This window comes from Actibacterium sp. MT2.3-13A, assembly GCF_018139985.1.
Lineage (GTDB): Bacteria > Pseudomonadota > Alphaproteobacteria > Rhodobacterales > Rhodobacteraceae > JAGSOU01.
The window spans coordinates 45,069-64,140 of sequence record NZ_JAGSOU010000006.1; the positions used below are offsets into that span (position 1 = coordinate 45,069).

A 19,072-nucleotide genomic window follows, 5' to 3' on the forward strand; every position below is an offset into this window, starting at 1 on the left:
CGCCGGGCTTCGGCGCGCGGGCGCCCCGGATGCTTTCCGAAAAGGAAACGCCCCGCCGTGTGTGGCGGGGCGTCGAGATTTCGCGGGACGGTCGATCAGCCTGCGATCAGGCCCATCTGCTCCAGCTTCAGGATCACCTGGTGGGCGCAGTTGTCCACGTCCACGTTCTCGGTATCGACGACCAGCTCGGCATTGGTCGGCGCCTCGTAGGGGTCGGAGATGCCGGTGAATTCCTTGATCTTGCCTTCGCGGGCCAGCTTGTAGAGCCCCTTGCGGTCGCGGCGCTCGCATTCCTCCAGCGAGGTGGCGACATGCACTTCGCAGAAGGCGCCGTAGGCTTCGACCATCTCGCGCACGGCGCGCCGGGTCGAGGTGTAGGGCGCGATCGGGGCGCAGATGGCGATGCCGCCGTTCTTGGTGATCTCGGAGGCGACATAGCCGATGCGGCGGATGTTGATGTCGCGGTGCTCCTTGGAGAAGCCAAGCTCGCTGGACAGGTGCTTGCGCACCACGTCGCCGTCGAGCAGCGTCACCGGGCGCCCGCCCATCTCCATCAGCTTGACCATCAGCGCGTTGGCGATGGTCGATTTGCCCGAGCCGGAGAGGCCCGTGAAGAACACGGTGAAGCCCTGCTGGGCGCGCGGCGGCTTGGTCCGGCGCAGTTCCTTCACCACCTCGGGGAAGGAGAACCACTCGGGGATCTCCAGCCCCTCAGACAGGCGTCGGCGCAGTTCGGTGCCCGAGATGTTCAGGACGGTCACGCCTTCCTCGATCTCGTCGGCGGGCTCGTATTGGGCGCGCTCCTGCACATAGACCATGTGCTTGAAGTCGACCATTTCGATGCCGATCTCGTCCTGGTGCTGGCGGAACAGATCCTGCGCGTCATAGGGGCCGTAGAAATCCTCGCCCGCACTGTTCTTGCCGGGGCCGGCATGGTCGCGGCCGACGATGAAATGGGTGCAGCCGTGGTTGCGGCGGATCAGGCCGTGCCAGACCGCCTCGCGCGGGCCAGCCATGCGCATGGCCAGGTTGAGCAGGCTCAGCGAGGTGGTCGCGGCCGGGTATTTGTCCAGCACCGCCTCGTAGCAGCGCACGCGGGTGAAGTGATCGACATCGCCCGGCTTGGTCATGCCCACGACCGGATGGATCAGCAGGTTGGCCTGCGCCTCCTTGGCGGCGCGGAAGGTCAGCTCCTGGTGGGCACGGTGCAGCGGGTTGCGCGTCTGGAAGGCCACGACGCGGCGCCAGCCCAGCTTGCGGAACAGCGCGCGCAGCTCGTTCGGGGTGTCGCGGCGGCCGCGGAAATCGTAATGCACGGGCTGCTGGATGCCGGTCACCGGGCCGCCCAGATAGACCTTGCCCGCGGTGTGGTGCAGGTAGTTCACCGCCGGATGCGCGATGTCGTCGGCGCCGAACACCCTTTCGGCCTCGCGCGACTTGTCCGGGGTCCAGCGGTCGGACACGCTGAGGATGGCGAGGATCACGCCTTCCTGGTCGCGCAGGGCGATGTCCTGACCCAGAGTCAGGCTTTCGGCGAAGTCCTCGGACACGTCCAGCGTGATCGGCATCGGCCAGAGCGAGCCGTCGGCCAGGCGCATGTTCTCGACGACGCCGTTGTAATCCTCTTCGGTCAGGAAGCCCTTGAGCGGGTTGAAACCGCCGTTCATCAGCAATTCAAGGTCGCAAATCTGGCGCGGAGTCAGGTCCCAGCTCGGCAGGTCGCCGGCCTCGACTTTCAGCTTAAGAGCGCTTTCATGGGAAACATAAAGCTCCGGGATCGGAGCGTGGTTCGGCATCGACATCGGCTTAATCTCTGCTTTCTGGTTCAAGGTCGCCGGGCAAACCCGGTTTCGCGCGCGGCCTAACGCCGAAAGGGGGAGAATGGCAAGCGCCCCTGAGTTTCTTTGGGAAAATGCGGCGAAAAGGACGCAGATTTGGCCCCCGATGGGAAATCATCCGTCTTCTTCGGCCAAAAAGCGTTCAGCTTCCAGCGCGGCCATGCAGCCCATTCCGGCCGAGGTCACCGCCTGGCGGTACTTGTGGTCGGTAAGGTCGCCCGCGGCGAAGACGCCGGGGATCGAGGTCGCCGTGCTGTCGGGCTGGGTCACGACGTAGCCGCCCATGTGAGTCTCCAGCTGGTCCTTGACCAGTTCCGACGCCGGCGCGTGGCCGATCGCCACGAAGAAGCCGGTGCAGGGCACCTCGGTGATCTCGCCGGTCTCCACATGACGCGCGCGCACGCCGGTCACGCCCAGCGGCTCCTCGTCGCCGACGACCTCCTCGACGGTGTGGTTCCACAGCACCTCGACCTTGGGGTTCTTGAACAGCCGGTCCTGCAGGATCTTCTCCGAGCGCAGCGAGTCGCGGCGGTGGATCAGCGTGACCTTGGAGGCGAAGTTGGTCAGGAACAGCGCCTCTTCCACGGCGGTGTTGCCGCCACCGATCACCACGACCTCCTGGCCGCGGTAGAAGAAGCCGTCGCAGGTGGCGCAGGCCGATACGCCGAAGCCCTTGAATTTCTCCTCCGAGGGCAGGCCCAGCCATTTCGCCTGCGCGCCGGTGGCCAGGATCAGCGCATCCGCCGTGTAGGTGGTTCCGCTGTCGCCCCGGGCCACGAAGGGCCGCCTGGACAGATCGACCGAGGTGATCTGGTCGGCGATGATCTCGGTGCCGACGGCGCGGGCATGTTCCTCCATCTTGACCATCAGGTCGGGCCCCTGGATCTCGACCTCGCCTGGCCAGTTCTCGACCTCGGTGGTGATGGTCAGCTGGCCGCCGGGCTGGATGCCCTGGATCAGCACCGGCTCCAGCATCGCGCGCGCGCCGTAGACGGCGGCGGTGTAACCCGCCGGGCCCGAGCCGATGATCAACAGTTTGGTGTGCCGTGTCTCAGCCATGTCTGTCCCTCGGAGATTTGTGTCGTCCCTGATATAACCGCAGCCCCGCCGCCGGGAAAGAGCCCCGGAGCCGCAGGCGGGCAGGCAAAGCGCTTCGCGTATGTCGTTTAACGAAATTGCGCAAGCGTGAAATATAATTGCGCTCAGAGCCTGGGCTGCATATTATCCGAAAAAAATCGGAGAACCGTGATGTCCGGGGCAAAACTCGATCCCATCGACCGCAAAATCCTGGCCGAACTGCAGGCGGACGGCCGCATGACCAATGTCGAACTGGCCAAGCGCGTGGGCATCTCCGCGCCGCCCTGCCTGCGCCGGGTGCGGACGCTGGAGGAGGCCGGCTATATCCGCGGCTATCACGCCGATGTCGATACGCGCGCGCTGGGCTTCGAGGTGCAGGTCTTCGCCATGGTCGGGCTGCAAAGCCAGGCCGAGGCCGACCTGTCGGCCTTCGAGGCGCGCTGCCGGGCCTGGCCGCTGGTGCGCGAATGCCACATGCTGAACGGCGAGGTCGATTTCATCCTGAAATGCGTGGCCCCCGACCTGTCGAGCTTCCAGTCATTTCTGACCGAGCAACTGACCGCGGCCGAGAACGTGGCCAGCGTCAAGACCTCGCTGGTGATCCGCTGCGCCAAGGACCAGCCCGGCGTGCCCTTCGAGGTGCTGGAAGAGCGCCTCAGCCGCAGCGCCTGATCAGGCGGCGCGCATCCCTTCCAGTTCGAACGCGGTCAGGCGCGGATAGGGCATGGGCCCGAAATCGCTCAGGCCGCGCGCGTGCGGGAACAGGCTGAGCAGCAGGTCCAGCGCCTCGCGCCCCATCATCTGATCGGCCGAGGTTCCGGGGTGGAAGCTTTCCACCTCGACGCCGTTGGCGCGCAGCACCGCCTGGCGTTCCAGCGCCAGGTGAAAGACGGCCACGGGCGCGGCGGGCGTGATCTGGATCGCGCTCATCCCGTCGATGAAGGCGCGCGCCGGCGCAAAGGCCGAGCGCCGCCCCAGCAGGGCCTCGCAGCGGGAATGGCGGAACATCAGCCGGGCCCGCGCGCCCAGCAGCAGGTCGGGCATCGGGCGGCCCAGCCCGAAGGCATCGGCGGTGATGCGGGTCAGGTGGCCGTTTTCCTCCGGCTGCTCGGGCAGGTTCGGAAACACCGTCATCGAGCCGACCCACAGCAGCGGCAGGTCCTCGCCATCGACCGAGATCGGTATCCCCGGCACCAGATCCTCCACCGCGACCGGGCCCCGGGGGGTCTGGATCAGGGTGCCGCGGGCAAAGCCCGCGAAGGCATCCTCGAAGGCGGGCGTGGCGGGCGCCACGCGGGTGAAGCTGTCGATCTGGCCGGAGGGTGTCAAACCGGCGACCTCGTATCTGCGGGTGAGAGGCATCACCTGCCGAGGCCGCCGTTCTGAACGAGCAGTCGTCTTATGGCGGGCCGAGTTGGCCCGGGGATCCGCCGCGAGGCCAGCGGCGGAAGAATGGGGGATGACCATGCAAACAGTCCTTTCGGGGCTGTCACATCTGCGTCGGCCCCCACCGAAACGTGCAGAGGGACATTTCTAGGGTCATCTATTGCCCCAACCGCGGCCCGCTTGTCAAAAAAACTTCGCAATTGATCCTCAAACAAGGCGCAATTCCGAAGGTGTCCCGGGATTGTTTCCCGACACTCCCGCTATTGCGGGCGGCCTCGGGGCAGGGCCACGAATCAAAACCCCCGGCGCCGAAGGGCACCGGGGGCGGGGTGTCTCGTTCGCTGCGGCGGACGCCGCAGGGCGTCTCAGGCGTTGCGGGGCCGGCGGGTCTTGCGGGCCCAGGGCAGGCGCGCGGTCGCCCCGGCGCTGTCCTTCACGATCCAGGTCATCCAGCGGCGTTTGGTTTTCATTCTTGTCGCTCCTCAGATCTGCGCGCGCGCCTGCGCGGGGCGTATCGCATGTTGCCGGTCCCACGGCCCTTGCCCGGCCGCTGCCCGCAGCCTGGCCCGGCATTAGGGCGGGGGAATGACGGTGAATGAGACTTGTTGCGGCCTTGTCGGGGTCAAATTGTGGCGGCGCTCACAGCCGGATGGTCGAGATCAGCCGCCCGTAATCCGCCTCGCCGGCATGGGTGGTGCGGCGGTAGGAATAGAACCTGTCGGGGTCGGAATAGGTGCAGTGGCGGGTCCATTGCGCCTGCCCGATCCCGGCCTCGCGCAGCCGGTGCAGGCCGAAGGCAGGCAGGTCGAACAGCATCCGGTCGCCCTCGCCGCCGGCGAAGAACCGGCTGTAGGCGGGATCCTCGGCCAAGAAGGCGTCGAGGAATTCCGGGCCGACCTCATAGGCGCGCTGGCTGATGGTGGGGCCGATCACGGCGGCGGTGTTCTCGCGCTGCGCGCCGAGGCTCTCCATCGCCTCAAGCGTGGCCTCCAGCACCCCGTCCAGCGCCCCGCGCCAGCCGGCATGGGCGGCGCCGATCACGCCGGCCTCGACGTCGGCGAAGAGGACCGGCTGGCAGTCGGCGGTCAGGATGGTCAGCACCAGTCCCGGCGTCGCGGTGACGATGGCGTCGGCCTCGGGCCGGTCGTCGAAGGGCGCCACCGCCACATCCGCCGAATGGGTCTGGCGGACCGAGACCAGCGCCTCCGGCTCCACCCCCATGGCGCCCGCCACGCGGGAGCGGTTGATCGCCACCACCTCGGACAGGTCCGACGAGCCCTGGCCGCAATTCAGCCCCGCGAACACCCCCGAGGACGCACCGCCCTTGCGGGTGAAGAACCCGTGGCGCAACGGGGTCAGGATGTCGGCGGTCAGAATCTCAAGCGTCATGGCGCGAATCCCGGCGGGGTTGGGGCGTTGATTGGCATCAGTGCGAGGGTCTTGAAGAGCGTTCCCATTTCCTGGGGGTGGGTCAAGCGCCGATGTGCGGCGATATGCGACTCCAGCGCGGGCCCGCGCAGTTTCGCGGCCAGCGCCTGCGCGCGTGCGGTGATTCCCAGCCGTTCGAGGAACATGCCCTGCCCGGTCAGCGGCAGCGCGGTCAGGCCGGGGGCGGCGGCGGCCAGCGCCTCGAAATCCACATGCGCGGTCAGGTCGGCCGCGCCGGGATGGGCCAGCGGGTCGTCGGGCTCATGCCCGCGCAGCGCCTGAAACGTGTCGCCCAGCGAATGCCAGCCGCCGTAGTCGAAGATCAGGGCGGCGCCGCCGTGGGCCTCGATCCGCGCCGCGATCTCGGCGATGATCGGGGCGGCCTGCGGGCAGGTCTCGACGATATCGCCGGGCCTCGTGTCGGCCAGCCGGGCGTCGAGCGCGGCGATCGGCGCGGGGTCCGACAGGCCGAAGGCGAGCCTGCCGCCGATCACCGCCACCTGCCGCTCGCGCCAGCCCCCGGCGTCGCGCTGGAACTGGCGGATGGGCAGGGCGTCGAAGAATTCGTTGGCGATCAGGAACAGCGGCTGGTCGGGCAGCTCGGCCACGGAGCCGCACCATGTCGCCTCGCAGCCCGCCAGAGTCTCGCGCTGGATGCCGCGCAGGGTCGGGCTGGCCTCGACCAGATGCACCCGCGCGGCGTCGCGAAATCCCGGCACGGCGCGGGTGGCGCGCAGGATGTCGGCCATCAGCGTGCCGCGCCCCGGCCCCGGCTCGGCCAGGGTGAAGGGCGCCGGCGCCCCCTGATCCAGCCACACCTGCGCCAGCCACAGGCCCGCGATCTCACCGAACATCTGGCTGATCTCGGGCGCGGTGGTGAAATCGCCGCCCGCCCCGAACGGGTCGCGCGTGGCGTAATAGCCGTGCTCGGGGTGCAGCAGGCATTCGGCCATGTATTCGGCCACCGAGATCGGGCCAGCCTTGGCGATGCGCTGGGTGAGGATCTCGGCCAGCGGCGTCATGCGCGCCGCCGTGCGATCAGGAAGAACGCGATCCCGAGCGCGATCATCGGCAGCGACAGCACTTGCCCCATGCTCACGCCGGCGCCACCCCAGTGCAGGGCATAGCCCATCGGGTTGTCGAGGGTGACGAACTGCAGGTCGGGCTGGCGGAAGAACTCCACCGCGAAGCGCGCCAGCCCGTAGCCGGTGAAGAACGCGCCCGCCGTCCGCCCCGGCCGCGTCAGCCAGCCGCGCCGGTAGACGAGGAACAGGATCGCCGCGCCGAGAACCAGCCCCTCAAGCCCCGCCTCGTAGAGCTGAGAGGGGTGGCGGGCGCAGGGCGCCTGATCCCAGCCCGGGCAGTATTGCGCCAGCTCCCCGGGGAAGATCACCGCCCAGGGCGCGTCCGACGGCCGACCCCAGAGCTCGGCGTTGATGAAATTCGCGATCCGGCCGAAGAACAGCCCCGGCGGCGCGGCCAGCGCCAGCGCATCGGCGGCCGACAACAGCGCGATGCCGTGCCTGCGGCAGAACAGGATCGCCGCCACCATCACGCCGATCAGCCCGCCGTGAAACGACATGCCGCCCTGCCACAGCATCGGGATCTCCAGCGGGTTCTGCAGGTAATGGAGAGGCTTGTAGAACAGCACGAAGCCAAGCCGCCCGCCCAGGATCACGCCGAGGATCACCCAGGTCAGCAGCTCCTCGACCTGCTCCGGGCGCATGGGAGCGCGGCCTTCGGGCCACAGCCGCCCGGTCTTCACCAGCCGCACCACCAGCCGCCAGCCCAGCAGCAGCCCCGCGATATAGGCCAGCGCGTACCAGCGCAGCGCGAACTCGGCGCCGAAGAGGGAGACCGAGAACAGCTCGGGTGAGATGTCGGGAAAGGGAAGGACCGCCTGCATGTCTGCCTCTTGCCGGTTGCGCCCGGGCGAAGTCAACCATTGAGCTTCGCCCGCCTGCAGACCATATAGGGGCAAACGCAAACGCCGGAGGGGCCAATGCAGACCCGGAACAAGTTTTTCGAAGACATGTCGCAGCTCATGACCAATGCCATGGGCGTGGCGCAGGGCGCCAAGGACGAGGCCGAGACCGCGATGAAGGGCTTCATGGACCGCTGGCTGGCCGATCGCGACTTCGTCACCCGCGAGGAATTCGACGCCGTGCGCGCCATGGCGCAGAAGGCCCGCGAGGAGAACGAGGCGCTGAAGGCGCGCATCGCGGCGCTGGAGGAAGCGGCCGGCAGATAGGCCCCGCGCCTGGCGCTGCGCCGCGAAGAACCGGCCCGGCAGGGCCGGTTTTTTCATGTCCGCGGGCCGGGCGGGCCGCCCCGCGCCGCCCACGCCAATGCTTGCGTTTATCCACAAGATATTGCGGCAGACGCTCGTTTTATCACAAAATTCCGCTTTACAGCCTGTCCCTTTGCCCCCACCATATTTCGTGAGGGCGGCGGATACCTCTGCCGGACCTTGAGCAGGCACCAAGCCCTAGTTGCTGCCAAATCCGCTGGGGCTATAACCAGAGAGGCCGGGCATGTCACTTTCCGAAGATTTTCTTCCGGGCGAAGAGCTGCACCCCATCGATCTCGTCGAGCATATCGCCGAGCATCACGAATGGGATTTCGACCGGGTCGCCGAGGACCAGATCGCGATGGCGGTCGAGGGGCAGTGGCGCACCTATTCGATCACCCTGGCCTGGTCGGACCATGACGAGACCCTGCGCCTGGTCTGCACCTTCGAGATGGAGCCGCCCGCGGACAAGCTGCCGCAGCTCTACGAGACCCTGAACCGCGCCAACGACATGTGCTGGACCGGGGCCTTCACCTATTGGCACGAGCAGCGGCTGATGGTCTGGCGCTACGGGCTGGTGCTGTCGGGCGGGCAGATGGCCGGGCCCGAGCAGGTCAGCCGGCTGATCTCCTCGGCGGTGGCCGCGTCCGAGCGGTTCTACCCCGCCTTCCAGCTGGTTACCTGGGCCGACCAGAGCCCCGAACAGGCGATGCAGGTCGCCATTGCAGAGGCTTACGGGCGCGCCTAATCTCCCTCTCCGACAAACAGGGGGATCACGATGGATATGAACGATGTCGCCCGCCGCGGGCTGGTTCTGCTGGGCTGCGGCAAGATGGGGTCGGCCATGCTGGCGGGCTGGCTGGGCCAGGGCCTGCCGCCTGCCTCGGTCTGGGTCCTGGATCCGAAGCCGTCCGACTGGCTGCAGGGGCAGGGTGTGCACCTGAACGAAACGCTGCCCGAGGCGCCGGCGATCGTCCTGGTCGCGGTCAAGCCGCAGATGATGGGCGAGGCGCTGCCGCAGTTCGCCGCGCTGGGCAATGGCGCCACCCTCTTCCTGTCGGTGGCCGCAGGCACCCCGATCCGTGCCTATGAGCAGGTTCTGGGGGGCGCCACCCCGATCATCCGCGCCATGCCCAACACGCCCGCGGCCGTCAACCGCGGCATCACCGCGCTGATCGGCAACTCCCGCGTCGGCGAAGACCAGATGGCGCTGGCCGAGGCCCTGCTGTCGGCCGTGGGCCAGACCGTGCGGCTGGAGGACGAGGGCCAGATGGACGCGGTCACCGCCGTCTCCGGCTCCGGGCCGGCCTATGTCTTCCACCTGATCGAGACGCTGGCCGCCGCGGGTGAGGCCGAGGGGCTACCCGCCGATCTGGCCATGAAACTGGCCAAGGCCACGGTGGGCGGCGCGGGCCAGCTGGCCGAGACCGCTGCCGAGGATCCCGCGCAACTGCGCGTCAACGTCACCTCGCCGGGCGGCACCACGGCGGCCGCGCTGAACGTGCTGATGGACGAGGAGACCGGCTTCCCCGCGCTGCTGCGGCGCGCGGTCAAGGCCGCCGCCGAGCGCAGCCGGGAGCTCGGCGCATGAGCGAGATCAGCTTTGACGAGTTCCTGAAGGTGGACATCCGCGTGGGCCGGATCGTGAAGGCCGAGCCCTATCCCGAGGCGCGCAAGCCCGCGATCAAGCTCTGGGTCGATTTCGGTCCGGAGATTGGGGAAAAGAAGAGCTCCGCCCAGATCACCGCGCATTACGCGCCGGCTGCGCTGCCGGGCAAGAAGGTGCTGGCGGTGGTGAATTTCCCGCCCCGCCAGATCGGCAAGTTCATATCCGAGGTGCTGGTGCTGGGCCTGCCGGACGAGAACGGCGAGGTGGTCCTGCTGACCCCGGACAAGGACGTGCCCGTCGGTGGGAGGATGTTCTGATGGCGCGGCTGCTGATCACCCGGCCCATGCCCGGGCGCGTGCTGGCCGAAGCCCGCGCGCTGGCCGATGTCACCGCCCGCGAAAGCACCGCCCCGATGAGCGAGGCGGAGATGGTGCAGGCGCTGCGCGATTTCGATGTGATCCTGCCCACGCTGGGGGATATGTTCCGCGCCGAGATCTTCGCCGCCGTGCCGCAGCCGCGCGCCCGGCTGCTGGCCAATTTCGGGGCGGGCTACAACCATATCGATGCTGAGGCCGCCCGGGCCGCCGGAATCGCCGTGACCAACACCCCCGGCGCGGTCACCGATGCCACCGCCGATATCGCGCTGACGCTGATGCTGATGACCTGCCGCCGCGCGGGCGAGGGCGAGCGTCTGGTGCGCGCGGGGCGCTGGCAGGGCTGGTACCCCACCGAGATGCTGGGCCTGCACATGAGCGGCAAGCGGCTGGGCCTGGTGGGCATGGGGCGCATCGGCAAGGCTATCGCGCGGCGCGCGCATTTCGGCTTCGGCATGGAGGTCGCGTTCTGCAACCGCTCGGCGGTGGCCGACGCCGGGGTGCCCGCGCGCCAGCTTCCGGCGCTGGGCGATCTGGCGGCCTGGGCCGATGTGCTGGTCGTGGCGGTGCCCGGCGGGCCGGCCACGCGCCACCTGATCGGGGCCGAGGTTCTCGCCGCGATGCGACCACACGCGCATCTGGTCAACATCGCCCGCGGCGACGTGGTCGACGAGACCGCTCTGATCGCTGCGCTGCGGGAGGGCCGGATCGCGGGCGCCGGGCTCGATGTCTACGAGCATGAGCCGCAGGTGCCGCAGGCGCTGCGCGGGATGGAGAACGTCACGCTCCTGCCGCACCTGGGCACCGCCGCGCTGGAGGTGCGCGAGGCGATGGGGCTGATGGCGGTGGAGAATATCCGGGCCTGTCTGAGCGGCGCGCCCCTGCCCAACGGGGTCAACTGACCGCCGGCGTCGCGCGTTGAGTATTTTTGCCGAGAAGAAAGCGGCAGGGGCGGCCGCCCGCGACCTATCGCAAGTGGTTGCGGCAAAGCGAGACGCGCGTCTCGCGGCCGTGTCGCCCTCAGCTTCTTCTTGGGAAAAATACTCATGGCGGTGACCTGTCCGGCGCTTAGCGCACGCCGATCTCTGCGAGCGCGGCGGACAGCGCGGCGGGCAGCGCGTCCTCGGACTGCCGGGTCGCGGGCAGGTCGCGCGGGCTGTCCTCGGGTCTGAGATAGCGCCAGCCCTGGAACGGGCGGCGCGGCACCGCCTCGGTGCGGACGACCTCGGGATCCAGCACGATGCCGCAGCGGACGATGCCGTCGGCGCCGGTGACCTCCTCCAGCGCGAGGATCCTCTGGCGGGCCAGAATCGCGCCCTTGAACACCCAGTAGAGCGAGCCGCCATTGAGCAGCTCCGCGCCGCGCTTGGGCCACATCCGGGTGACATGGCGCGGCTGGCCGCCGGGCCAGGTGGCGCGGCTGTGGTCCTGCCATTCGATCAGGTCCTCGACCTTTTCCGCGCCGACACAAAGCTTTACCAGGTTGATCTGCGCTTTTGTCACCGAAGCCACCCTATATAGTTGATGGTTTGAAAGACTATGCTAGTTCTTGCCGAGTTCAAGCCGAACGCTTATCCTGCTCCACCCTCCTCAAGACCATCAAGGACCCTGCCATGAGCCGTTTCTCTGCCCCGATCGCCGAGCAAATCTGGGATATGAAGTATCGCTTCAAGGAGGCTGACGGCGCGCCTGTGGACGTCACGGTCGAGGATAGCTGGCGGCGCATCGCCCGCGCACTGGCCACGGTGGAGAAGGACCCCGCGGCCTGGGAGGGCAAGTTCTTCTCGGCGCTGGAGGATTTCCGCTTCCTGCCGGCGGGCCGCATCACCGCCGGCGCGGGAACCAAGCGCGACGTGACGCTGTTCAACTGTTTCGTCATGGGCACTATCCCTGACAGCCTGGCCGGGATCTTCGACATGCTGAAGGAGGCCGCGCTGACCATGCAGAAGGGCGGCGGGATCGGCTATGATTTCAGCACCATCCGCCCCAAGGGCGCGGATGTGAAGGGCGTGGCCGCGGATGCCTCGGGGCCGCTTTCCTTCATGGATGTGTGGGACGCGATGTGCCGCACCATCATGTCGGCGGGCAGCCGGCGGGGCGCGATGATGGCGACCATGCGCTGCGATCACCCCGACATCGAATCCTTCATCTCGGCCAAGTCCGACCCGGCGCGGCTGCGCAATTTCAACGTCTCGGTTCTGGTGACCGACGCCTTCATGGAGGCGGTCAAGGCCGGCAAGAGCTGGGATCTGGTCTTTGACGGCAAGGTCTACCACACGGTCGAGGCCCGCGATCTGTGGAACAAGATCATGCGCGCCACCTATGATTACGCCGAGCCCGGCGTGATCTTCATCGACCGCATCAACCAGATGAACAACCTCGCCTATTGCGAGACCATCGCGGCCACCAACCCCTGCGGCGAGCAGCCGCTTCCGCCCTATGGCGCCTGCCTGCTGGGCTCGATCAACATGGCGCGGCTGGTGAAGAACCCGTTCGAGAGCATCGCCGAGCTCGACGAGGCGGAGCTCGACGATCTGGTCGCCACCGCAGTGCGGATGATGGACAACGTGGTGGACGCGTCGAAATTCCCGCTGCCGCAGCAGGCGGAGGAGGCGCGGAACAAGCGCCGGATCGGGCTGGGCGTGACCGGGCTGGCCGACGCGCTGCTGATGGTGGGGCTGCGCTACGGCTCGGACGAGGCGGCGCGCCAGACCGAGCGCTGGCTGCACCGGATCGCCCGCGCCGCTTACCTGGCCTCGGTGGAGCTGGCCCGGGAGAAGGGCGCCTTCCCGCTGTTCGACAAGGAGAAATACCTGGCCAGCGGGGCGCTCCAGGCCATGGACGAGGACGTGCGCGCGGCGATCGCCGAACACGGCATCCGCAACGCGCTGCTGACCTCGATCGCGCCGACGGGCACGATCTCGCTTTACGCCGGCAACGTGTCGAGCGGCATCGAGCCGGTCTTCGCCTACAGCTATACCCGCAAGGTGCTGCAGAAGGACGGCTCGCGCACCGAGGAGGAGGTGGTGGATTACGCCGTGCGCCTGTGGCGCGAGAAATTCGGCGACGCGCCGCTGCCGGACTATTTCGTCAATGCCCAGACGCTGGCGCCGCTCGATCATGTGCGCATGCAGGCGGCGGCGCAGAAATGGGTGGATTCCTCGATCTCCAAGACCATCAACTGCCCCGAGGACATCAGCTTCGACGATTTCAAGGATGTCTACCTGCAGGCCTATGAGACCGGCTGCAAGGGCTGCACCACCTACCGCCCGAACGAGGTGACGGGCTCGGTGCTCAGCGTCAGCGAGGAGAAGAAGGCCGATGCCTCGGCCCAGCATATCGCCACCTCGCATGGCGAGGGCAGCCAGGTGCCGCCCGCCGATGTCGTCTATATCTCGGAGCCGCTGGACCGGCCGCAGGCGCTGGAGGGCAACACCTACAAGCTCAGGTGGCCCGACAGCGAGCACGCGATCTACATCACCATCAACGATGTGGTGGTGAACGGCCACCGCCGGCCCTTCGAGGTGTTCATCAACTCCAAGAACATGGAGCATTACGCCTGGACCGTGGCGCTGACCCGGATGATCAGCGCGGTGTTCCGGCGCGGCGGCGACGTGTCCTTCGTGGTTGAGGAACTGAAGGCCGTGTTCGACCCGCGCGGCGGGGCGTGGATGCAGGGCAAGTACATCCCCTCGATCCTGGCCGCGATCGGCGGCGTGATCGAACGCCACCTGGTCGCTATCGGCTTCATCCCCGGAGAGGGGATGGGCCTGAAGACCGACCCGCAATACGAGGCGATGGCCGTGGGTGAGCGCCCGCGCGGCCCGGCCTGCCCGGCCTGCGGCGCCTATGAGATGCGGATGGTCGAGGGCTGCATGACCTGCATGAGCTGCGGCCATTCCAAATGCGGCTGACCGCGGCGCGGCCCGCGACGCCGTGAAAGCCAGCATCAACCTGCGGTTTGACCGGTTCAGACCGCAACTGTGACCGGCACAAGAGTGCCATCGCGACACGGGTCGCGGTGGCATTTTTTTTCTTGCTCCGATCTGTCGATCGGTGTCGCCGCCACTGGCGGACCGCGCGCGAAGACGCTGCATTGGCGATGATGGCGCAACTGCTTTCGGCCGGGACAGAGATATTCCAGGCCGGACCCGGGCCGCAGCCAGCGGCCGGTTCGCCATCTTGCCACACCGTGGCGCCCGCGGCCCTTGAGCGTTTCGTGAAACGATCTTCCGCCGGGCGTGACAGCAGTAACCCCAGGTCCCAGGCTGACGTTTTCCTGATCGCGGCCCGCTGCCGTGCGGCGCCCTGGAAGCGGCGTCTCATGACGGGCGCCGAATTACCGCGGCCCGTCGCTTCTGTTTACTGAGAGGAAGGCGCATGGCGACACGGCGGCTCGAGTTGCCGGACTATAGCGCCTCTCGGGCCGTCGGGGGTGAAGGGATGCGGCGTAGCTCGCCGTACCTGCCGTCCGTCGCGTTGGCGAAAACAGCGCGTACTTGCAATTCCGGCGTTCGGCTTGAACTCGTCGTCAATTCTGGGACCCCGCGGAAGAGGATTCATGAAGGTCACATTGCCGCGTTTCGTGTCGCGCCACCTTCCGTTGGCGCAGCAATTTAGATGCTTGACGGAATCGAGCGGTTAATTATCATGATAATATTAATAATAATGATGGTTCTAATGCCGGCAAACACACCGCGGCTCGCCCGCCAGAAACTCTCGGACCAAATCGTTGACCGCGTGAAGTGGTGGTTGATGTCGGAATCGATGCGTCCCGGCGACCGGCTGCCGCAGGAGAAGGACCTCGTGGACCTCTTCGGGGTCAGTCGGGGCACCATCCGCGAGGCGCTGAAGGCGCTGGAAGTGCAGGGGATCATCAGGGTCTCGGCCGGCCGCGCGGGCGGGGCTGTTGTCGTCGAGGTCCCGTATGAAACCGCCGCCAACCTGCTGGGCAACTATTTCTACTTCAAAGACCTTGGGGCGGACGAGATCTATGCCATGCGGCGGCAGGTTGAGCCGGAAATGGCGGTCACCGCGGTGGAGCATCTTACGGAAGAAGATTTCGCCAGGATGCAGGAGCTGATCGACGCCTGTGACAATGTCGAGGACACCCCCGAGGCCAGGCGCATGCAGCGTCTGAACGAGCTTGAGTTCCACAACGTGATCGCGCGGCGGTCGTCGAACTCGCTCTATTCCTTCAACTGCCGCTTCATAAACATGATCCTGGCGCAGCAGGTCACCGTCAAGAAGATGTATCTCGTCCGCCAGCAGGAGATCGACCGGGAAAACCGGGAGGCTCATGTCGAGCTTCTTGCCGCCTACCGCGCGCGCGACGCGGAGCGGGTGCGCAAGGCGATGACGCGTCACATGAGCCAGTGTTCCTGCCACCTCACCGATCTCGAAGCCGTTGTGGAAAAGCGGTTCTTCAACGCTACGGCGGGTGATCAGATGGGAAGCCTGAAGCGATGACGGACGGGGGGATGACGCACGCTTGCGGAGACGGGCCCGGCGACGCGGTGCTGTCCGTCAGGGGGCTGCGAAAGGAATTCCCGGGCGTGATTGCGCTCGACGGCGTCGATTTCGATGTGCGGCGCGGCGAGGTCCATGCCCTGCTTGGGGCGAACGGGGCCGGCAAGTCCACGCTGATCAAGATCGTTTCCAGCCTGTATCAACCGGATGGCGGGGAGATCTATCTCGAAGGGAAGAAAGTTTCCTTTGCATCGACGGCCGAGGCCATCCGGGCCGGGATCAGCGTGATCTATCAGGACTTCGCGCTCGTCCCCGACCTGAGTGCCGCCGAGAACATCTTTCTCGGAAACGAGAAACTTGGGAAATTCAACACCATAGACCGGGCAGCCCAGCACCGGGAGGCGGAACGGCTGCTTGAGTTGGTCGGCGCAACCTTCCCCCCGACGGCGCTGGTTTCTGAGCTGGGCACCGGCAAGCGACAACAGCTCGAGATCGCCAAGGCGTTGAGGGGCCAGGCCAAGGTGCTGATCCTGGATGAACCCACTGCCTCGCTCAGCCATGCCGAGGCGGAGCGCCTGTTCGAGGTTGTCCGGCGCCTGGCGGACGAAGGCGTGGGCATTGTCTATGTGAGCCATCGCCTTGAAGAGATCGCCCCGCTGGTGGATCGCGTAACCGTCCTGCGCGACGGCGTTTCTGCCGGAACCTATCCGGCCGATGCCATCGACCGCGGCAAGATCGTCTCCCTCATCACGGGCAAGGCCGGGCAGGCCACCCACCAGAAGCGCCAGGGCCGCCAGCAGGCCGGGGATGACGCCCCTCTGCTCGAGGTCCGGGGCCTCACGCGCGTCGGCGAATTCGAGGAACTCTCCTTCTGCGTGAGGCCCGGCGAAGTGGTGGTGTTGACGGGGCTGGTCGGCGCCGGGCGCACGGAGCTTCTGGAAACGCTTTTCGGAGTGCGGCCGGCGCATCGCGGAGAGGTCCGGATTGGCGGCAAGACGGCCGCCATCTCGAAGCCGCAGGACGCGATTTCCTCGGGCATCGCCCTGATCCCGGAGGACCGGCGCGGCCAGGGCGTCTCCGTCATCATGTCGATCGGCGAAAACATCGCGCTTCCAATCCTGAGGCGCTTCATGGGACGGCTCAGCCTGAACCGGCGCCGGATTGCGGACCATGCGGATGCGCTGATTGACCGGCTCGCCATTCGGACCCCTTCGGCCGGCACCCATGCCGGCGCGCTTTCGGGGGGTAACCAGCAAAAGGTCGTATTGGCGAAATGGCTGTCCACCGATGCGCGCGTGTTCCTTTTCGACGAGCCCACGCAGGGCGTCGATGTCGGGGCCAAGGCCGAAATCTATGCACTGATCGATGCGCTTGCCGCCGAGGGGCGGGGGGTCCTGATGGTTTCTTCCGATCTGGAAGAGGTCCTTGCCGTCGCGGATCGCACCCTGGCCATGCGGTCCGGCCGGATCGTCGCTGAATTCGAAAACGCGGACCTTCCGGCAAGCCGGATCGTGGACGCGATAACACACGGATAGAACGATGAGCGTCACTGTTTCCACCAAGACTCCCTCCGAAGCCGGGCGGAAGGCGCCGCGCACCCCGACCATAGACGCCGCCGTCCTGGGGCCGGGTCTGGCGCTGCTCGTGATGTTCATCGTCTATTCGATTGCGAGCCCGTATTTCCTGACAACGCAGAATATCACCAACGTCCTGGTGCAGAGCGCACCGCTGCTGATCCTGGCGGCCGGGCAGACCTTTGCCCTGCTCATGGGCGGGCTTGACCTGTCTCAAGGGTCGATCATCAGCCTGGTGAGCGTCGTGACGGCCACGGTCATGATGAATTACGGCATCGTGCCGGGGGCGCTGCTCGGGATCGGCTCCGGAATTGCGGTGGGCCTGGTGAACGGCTTTCTGGTCGGCCGGGCGCGTATCCAGCCGTTCATCGTCACCCTGGGGATGCTCTACATCATCGCCGGCCTCGCATTGGTGGTGTCCGACGGTTCGACAATCTTCGGGCTGCCGCGTCCGGATGTGGACATCTTCTTCTGGTTCGGGGGCGGTTTCGTGGGCCCGGTGCCCGTGCCTATTCTGATCGCGGCCGTTCTTCTGGGTCTTGCCTATTTCGTGCTCGCACGCACGCCGATCGGGCGCCACATCTACGCCATTGGCGGGAATGAGCAGGTGGCCGTCATGTCCGGCATCGACGTGGGACGGGTCAAGATCTTCATTTTCGCGTTCAGCGGCGCCTATGCGGCCGTGGCGGGGTTCATGCTCAGTGGACGTGTCATCTCCGGGCAGCCCCTGCTGGGATCGGGCGAACTTCTGCTGCAGTCGATCGGCGCCGTCATCATCGGCGGCACAAGCATCTTCGGGGGGCGCGGCGGCGTGCTGCGCACGCTGCTGGGCGTCCTTGTCATCGCCTTCATGGTGAACGGCCTCAACCTGCTCACCATTTCGACCTTCACCCAGCAGGTGATCGTCGGCGCAATCATTATCTTGTCGGCTTGGGTGAATTCGTTCCGCCGCCGCAGCTGACAGAACAGAAGAATTCCGCCCCGCAACGAAAAACCACGGCGGGATACAACAGAGGAGAAGAACTATGGCGAGACTTGGAACCGTATTGCGCGGGGTTGGCCTGGCGCTGACAGCAACCCTTGCGACAGCCGGAGCGGCGACCACCGCGGCCGCGCAGGAAAAGCAGATCGCTGTCATGCTGCCCGCTGCCGGCGACCCGTATTTCAAGATGAAGTCCTTCGGCTATATCGACGAAGGCAAGAAGCGCGGCTACGACGTGGTGATCTACGACGCCGGCGGCTACGGCAACCTGCAAAAGCAGGTGTCCCAGATCGAGGACGTGATCCAGCGCAAGGTGTCTGGCATCGTTCTGGTCCCCTCCAGCTCGGACGGCACCGTTCCGGTGGTGGAGAAGGCGATCGCCGCCGGGATTCCGGTCATCAATGATGGCATCGCCACCAAATCCGACAAGATCACGGGCTTTGTCGGCGAGCCGTCCTATGTGATGACCGAGCTGCTGGCCGCCTATGCCGTGGACAAGCTGGGCGGCAAGGGCGATGTCGTCCTGCTGTCGGGCCCCAGCGGCCTGGACCTGACGCGGTTCCGCGTTGACGGCTTCAAGGATTACATCTCGAAATACCCCGGGATGCAGGTCGTCGCCGAGAAATACACCTCGACCTCGTCTGCCGAGGCGCTGACGACGATGCAGGACTTCCTGCAGTCCCGGCCCACCGTCAAGGTCGTCTATGCCTTCAACGGGCCGATCGCGATCGGCGCCGTGCAGGCCCTGCGCGCGGCCGGCAAGAAACCCGGCGACGTGATGGTCCTGACCACGGATATGGAGCCGGAAACCAAGCGCCTGATCGAGGAGGGCTGGATCGAGGCCACCGTCGTCAGCCAGCCGGTGACGATGGCGCGTCTTGCCGTGCAGCGCGCCATTGAGGCCAGCGAGGGCCAGTCGATTCCGAAGGAGACCCTGACCCAGGCCAGCCTGATTTCCAAGACCACGGTCGAGGCTGTCGACCTGTCCGGCCAGAGCGTCCCGGCCGACTGGAAATAACACCGATACAGGCGGCGGCCGGGCCGG

18 protein-coding genes are annotated in these 19,072 nt (G+C 66.8%); 11 read left to right on the forward strand and 7 right to left on the reverse strand.

Annotation, left to right across the window (positions count from 1 at the left end):
- Positions 1 to 95 precede the first annotated feature (95 nt).
- Both KCI33_RS07215 and trxB read right to left on the reverse strand, forming a co-directional pair.
- Positions 96 to 1,802 (reverse strand): bifunctional sulfate adenylyltransferase/adenylylsulfate kinase, encoded by a 1,707-nt coding sequence (locus KCI33_RS07215; protein WP_212524098.1) that lies wholly within the window; start codon positions 1,800 to 1,802, stop codon positions 96 to 98.
- Positions 1,803 to 1,952: 150 nt separating this feature from the next.
- Positions 1,953 to 2,897 (reverse strand): thioredoxin-disulfide reductase, encoded by a 945-nt coding sequence (trxB, locus tag KCI33_RS07220; protein WP_212524099.1) that lies wholly within the window; start codon positions 2,895 to 2,897, stop codon positions 1,953 to 1,955.
- Between the two features lie 189 nt (positions 2,898 to 3,086).
- Between trxB and KCI33_RS07225 the strand changes: the two genes are divergently transcribed.
- Positions 3,087 to 3,587, forward strand: a complete 501-nt coding sequence (locus tag KCI33_RS07225; RefSeq protein WP_212524100.1) for an Lrp/AsnC family transcriptional regulator — start codon at positions 3,087 to 3,089, stop codon at positions 3,585 to 3,587.
- Here the strand turns inward: KCI33_RS07225 and KCI33_RS07230 are convergent, their stop codons facing one another.
- From KCI33_RS07230 to lgt, 4 genes are all read right to left on the reverse strand, one after another.
- On the reverse strand, positions 3,588 to 4,277 hold the full coding sequence (locus KCI33_RS07230) for a Hint domain-containing protein (RefSeq protein ID WP_212524101.1): 690 nt from the start codon (positions 4,275 to 4,277) through the stop codon (positions 3,588 to 3,590).
- Between the two features lie 663 nt (positions 4,278 to 4,940).
- Positions 4,941 to 5,690 (reverse strand): peptidoglycan editing factor PgeF, encoded by a 750-nt coding sequence (gene pgeF / locus KCI33_RS07235; protein WP_212524102.1) that lies wholly within the window; start codon positions 5,688 to 5,690, stop codon positions 4,941 to 4,943.
- On the reverse strand, positions 5,687 to 6,751 hold the full coding sequence (locus KCI33_RS07240) for an SAM-dependent methyltransferase (RefSeq protein ID WP_212524103.1): 1,065 nt from the start codon (positions 6,749 to 6,751) through the stop codon (positions 5,687 to 5,689). Before KCI33_RS07240 ends, pgeF begins: the two co-directional genes overlap by 4 nt.
- Positions 6,748 to 7,635 (reverse strand): prolipoprotein diacylglyceryl transferase, encoded by an 888-nt coding sequence (gene lgt / locus KCI33_RS07245; RefSeq protein WP_212524104.1) that lies wholly within the window; start codon positions 7,633 to 7,635, stop codon positions 6,748 to 6,750. Before lgt ends, KCI33_RS07240 begins: the two co-directional genes overlap by 4 nt.
- Positions 7,636 to 7,731: 96 nt before the next feature.
- Between lgt and KCI33_RS07250 the strand changes: the two genes are divergently transcribed.
- The 5 genes from KCI33_RS07250 (at position 7,732) to KCI33_RS07270 (ending at position 10,904) form a co-directional block, all read left to right on the forward strand.
- A complete protein-coding gene (locus KCI33_RS07250) occupies positions 7,732 to 7,980 on the forward strand; it encodes an accessory factor UbiK family protein (protein WP_212524105.1) in 249 nt (82 codons plus the stop codon).
- A gap of 283 nt (positions 7,981 to 8,263) precedes the next feature.
- Positions 8,264 to 8,767, forward strand: coding sequence for a YbjN domain-containing protein (locus KCI33_RS07255; protein ID WP_212524106.1), 504 nt, complete (start codon positions 8,264 to 8,266; stop codon positions 8,765 to 8,767).
- A 30-nt stretch (positions 8,768 to 8,797) separates the two neighbouring features.
- Positions 8,798 to 9,610: a pyrroline-5-carboxylate reductase gene (gene proC, locus KCI33_RS07260; protein ID WP_212524107.1), complete on the forward strand. Its 813-nt coding sequence runs from the start codon at positions 8,798 to 8,800 to the stop codon at positions 9,608 to 9,610.
- Positions 9,607 to 9,945 carry a tRNA-binding protein gene (locus KCI33_RS07265; RefSeq protein ID WP_212524108.1) on the forward strand — a complete coding sequence of 113 codons (339 nt, stop codon included), beginning with the start codon at positions 9,607 to 9,609 and terminating at the stop codon, positions 9,943 to 9,945. Before proC ends, KCI33_RS07265 begins: the two co-directional genes overlap by 4 nt.
- Positions 9,945 to 10,904, forward strand: coding sequence for a D-glycerate dehydrogenase (locus KCI33_RS07270; protein ID WP_212524109.1), 960 nt, complete (start codon positions 9,945 to 9,947; stop codon positions 10,902 to 10,904). Before KCI33_RS07265 ends, KCI33_RS07270 begins: the two co-directional genes overlap by 1 nt.
- 166 nt (positions 10,905 to 11,070) lie before the next feature.
- On the opposite strand, the gene KCI33_RS07275 is transcribed toward KCI33_RS07270, so the two are convergent.
- Positions 11,071 to 11,505, reverse strand: a complete 435-nt coding sequence (locus tag KCI33_RS07275) for a DUF1489 domain-containing protein (protein ID WP_212524110.1) — start codon at positions 11,503 to 11,505, stop codon at positions 11,071 to 11,073.
- 110 nt (positions 11,506 to 11,615) lie between these two features.
- On the opposite strand from KCI33_RS07275, the gene KCI33_RS07280 reads away from it, so the two are divergent.
- The 5 genes from KCI33_RS07280 to KCI33_RS07300 all read left to right on the forward strand — a co-directional run bounded on the left by KCI33_RS07280 (position 11,616) and on the right by KCI33_RS07300 (position 19,045).
- Entirely contained in the window at positions 11,616 to 13,916 is a 2,301-nt protein-coding gene (locus KCI33_RS07280; protein ID WP_212524111.1) for an adenosylcobalamin-dependent ribonucleoside-diphosphate reductase, read from the forward strand.
- A gap of 766 nt (positions 13,917 to 14,682) precedes the next feature.
- On the forward strand, positions 14,683 to 15,471 hold the full coding sequence (locus KCI33_RS07285) for an FCD domain-containing protein (RefSeq protein WP_212524112.1): 789 nt from the start codon (positions 14,683 to 14,685) through the stop codon (positions 15,469 to 15,471).
- An 11-nt stretch (positions 15,472 to 15,482) separates the two neighbouring features.
- Positions 15,483 to 17,006, forward strand: coding sequence for a sugar ABC transporter ATP-binding protein (locus KCI33_RS07290; protein ID WP_212524113.1), 1,524 nt, complete (start codon positions 15,483 to 15,485; stop codon positions 17,004 to 17,006).
- A gap of 4 nt (positions 17,007 to 17,010) precedes the next feature.
- Positions 17,011 to 18,006 (forward strand): ABC transporter permease, encoded by a 996-nt coding sequence (locus tag KCI33_RS07295; RefSeq protein ID WP_212524114.1) that lies wholly within the window; start codon positions 17,011 to 17,013, stop codon positions 18,004 to 18,006.
- Between the two features lie 64 nt (positions 18,007 to 18,070).
- A complete protein-coding gene (locus KCI33_RS07300; RefSeq protein WP_212524115.1) occupies positions 18,071 to 19,045 on the forward strand; it encodes a sugar ABC transporter substrate-binding protein in 975 nt (324 codons plus the stop codon).
- The last annotated feature ends 27 nt before the right edge of the window (positions 19,046 to 19,072 follow it).